Genomic DNA, 439 nt, shown 5'->3' with positions numbered 1-439 from the left:
ACAGTCTGCACCGATGTTACCCTGGGCAGACAGAGAAGTCTCAGGGCCCTAAACTGCCATACCGGGACGACCTGCCATGGAAGCGGCGGTCCTGATCTGACGGGTTTCGGATTTGGATGCAAGAACCTCGTAGGGACTGCCGGGTACAGGAGATTTACCACGGACAGATGTCATTACACCGTTGACGATGGTGTCACATTCTTTCTCAAGAGCGTAACTCATGTGCACGGGCATGAAGACATCTTCAGAAATTGGGGAACCGGTTGGACCACCCTGTACGATTGGCTTTCTCTTGTCACCTACACTACGCTTGCGGCAGTAGACTGCGTCACGACCGCTACCAAGCTGGAATTCCCTGTGCGGATTGTTGATTGCATCCCAGATCTCGTCTTCTGTGTATTTGACGATACGGTGGGTGTCGGTACACCAGATACCACAG

Annotated in this window: 1 pseudogene; it reads right to left on the bottom strand. The window is 53.1% G+C overall.

The features are described 5' to 3' along the window. Positions 1 to 51: 51 nt before the first annotated feature. Positions 52 to 439: pseudogene (locus tag CI957_RS10405) on the bottom strand (monomethylamine:corrinoid methyltransferase); the annotation flags it as partial.

The sequence above is a fragment of the Methanohalophilus sp. WG1-DM genome (genome assembly GCF_004104135.1).
GTDB lineage: Archaea > Halobacteriota > Methanosarcinia > Methanosarcinales > Methanosarcinaceae > Methanohalophilus > Methanohalophilus euhalobius.
Note: the sequence above shows the minus strand (reverse complement) of the source record. Positions and strands in the feature narration are given on the sequence as shown.